Source organism: Flavihumibacter sp. CACIAM 22H1 (assembly GCF_001601815.1).
Lineage (GTDB): Bacteria > Bacteroidota > Bacteroidia > Chitinophagales > Chitinophagaceae > Flavihumibacter.
The window spans coordinates 29,001-30,605 of record NZ_LUKG01000048.1 but is presented as its reverse complement, the minus strand read 5'-3'; the positions used below and the strand labels follow the sequence as shown (position 1 = coordinate 30,605).

The 1,605-nt window shown below is 48.1% G+C and carries 3 protein-coding genes; 1 reads left to right on the top strand and 2 read right to left on the bottom strand.

All coding sequences use genetic code 11. The annotated features are described in order from the left end of the window. Nucleotides 1-48: 48 nt before the first annotated feature. Nucleotides 49-270, bottom strand: a complete 222-nt coding sequence (locus A1D16_RS13630) for a hypothetical protein (RefSeq protein WP_290710399.1) — start codon at nt 268-270, stop codon at nt 49-51. A 110-nt stretch (nt 271-380) separates the two neighbouring features. Between A1D16_RS13630 and A1D16_RS13625 the strand changes: the two genes are divergently transcribed. Further along, a complete protein-coding gene (locus tag A1D16_RS13625) occupies nt 381-1,007 on the top strand; it encodes an NUDIX domain-containing protein (RefSeq protein ID WP_290710397.1) in 627 nt (208 codons plus the stop codon). Nucleotides 1,008-1,023: 16 nt separating this feature from the next. On the opposite strand, the gene A1D16_RS13620 is transcribed toward A1D16_RS13625, so the two are convergent. Then, nucleotides 1,024-1,452: a hotdog fold thioesterase gene (locus A1D16_RS13620; protein ID WP_290710395.1), complete on the bottom strand. Its 429-nt coding sequence runs from the start codon at nt 1,450-1,452 to the stop codon at nt 1,024-1,026. Between the last annotated feature and the right edge of the window lie 153 nt (nt 1,453-1,605).

Sequence of the window (1,605 nt, the reverse complement as noted above, 5' to 3'; positions counted from 1 at the left end):
TTTAAGTTGATCGGCAGCCATTGCCCCCCAGGCTATTCCTGCGGTAGACTACTCCGGCAGCATAGCTGCTTCAGGGTACCGTTCAAAAATCAGGTTACACATTTCTGATTTGATAAAATCCCTGATATAGGGATACGAGAGCACCTTGCGGTTATCACAATAAATCGGACTTTTCCATCCACTGGCCCAGGTAAAAGGGGCATCGGGACTCAATCGTACTGCATTCGTCTGTAACAATTTCTCGGCTACGGCCTTCTCATTTGAATTCATGGCAACTATTTAGGTGTCAGACATATGTAAGAACACTCTTCTCTATCTTCGCTTCAAGTTAGAACAGCCTCCTAACACCTGTCTGACGTTTAAAAGCGAAATTACTCCATATGCACATCAAAATCTACTTCGGAACAAAGCCTGTTTTTTTATGTGACCAGATTAGCCCGGAGCTGGCCACCCTCCTGCACCAGGCCGACACCGTTTTTAGAAATGAATGCAGCCTCCCCGCCATCCGCTCCCTCCTACATGACATTGAAAATCCGAAAATACGTGCCGGTATCCTGCTCCACCCCGATCTTCCAGCCCTGCAAGAGGTATTCTGGCAACAATTTACTGTTCTAAAAGCCGGCGGAGGAGCCGTTTGGAACGAAGAAAATCAACTCCTGTTTATATACCGACGTGGAAAATGGGACCTCCCCAAAGGCAAACTAGACCCCGGAGAATCCATTGAAGCCTGTGCCATACGAGAAGTTGAAGAAGAAACAGGCATTATCCGGCCGCAGTTGCTGCAACACCTGCTCACCACCTACCACACGTACTACGAAAGCGGGCAACACTTACTGAAAGAATCCTGGTGGTTTGAAATGAAGATCAACGGTCCTCAAAAACTCACCCCCCAGGCTGAAGAGCAGATTACTGAAACAAAATGGCTGGCCCCAGCCGATTGGGATACTGTCAAAAAAAACAGTTTCCCGTCCATCATTGATGTGCTTGAACGCCTCCAGGATAACTGATCGTCTGAAGGAACTGCTAGATTTTTCGAATAGCTACTGTGAGGCGGCTGATGCAAATCAATTTACCCTGCTCGTCCTCGATGCGAATTTCCCAAACCTGGGTGCTGGCCCCCCGGTGAATCGGCCGGGTAATGCCGACCACCCTACCCTGCCTGGCCGACCGGATATGATTAGCATTAATTTCCATTCCTACTGCAATAAATTTTGCGGAATCCACTGTCAATGCTGCGCCTACACTTCCCAGGGTTTCTGCCAATGCCACCGATGCACCCCCGTGCAAGAGCCCGTATGGCTGCTTGGTACGATGATCCACCGGCATGCTGGCTTTTATAAAATCAGGTCCCAGTTCCTCCCATTCAATACCCAGGTGTTCTCCCATCGTACCTTTTCCCAGGGGCAGCAAATCGCTAACTTGTATACCGGGATTAAACCAAATAACAGCCATGATCAACTGTTTTGATGTAAACTATTAAAAACGGCCGGTGGAATAAACAGGGAAGCATCCCCGTTATTTCGGATAATATCGCGCACAATGGTGGAAGCCACCGACGTGTATTTAGGTTCCCCTGTAAGGAAAATCGTTTCAATATTTTTATCC

Coding starts and splice junctions, on each gene's coding strand:
- A1D16_RS13625 (WP_290710397.1), top strand. CDS start 381: ATGCACATCAAAATCTACTTCGGAACAAAGCCTGTTTTTTTATGTGAC.
- A1D16_RS13620 (WP_290710395.1), bottom strand. CDS start 1,452: ATGGCTGTTATTTGGTTTAATCCCGGTATACAAGTTAGCGATTTGCTG.
- A1D16_RS13630 (WP_290710399.1), bottom strand. CDS start 270: ATGAATTCAAATGAGAAGGCCGTAGCCGAGAAATTGTTACAGACGAAT.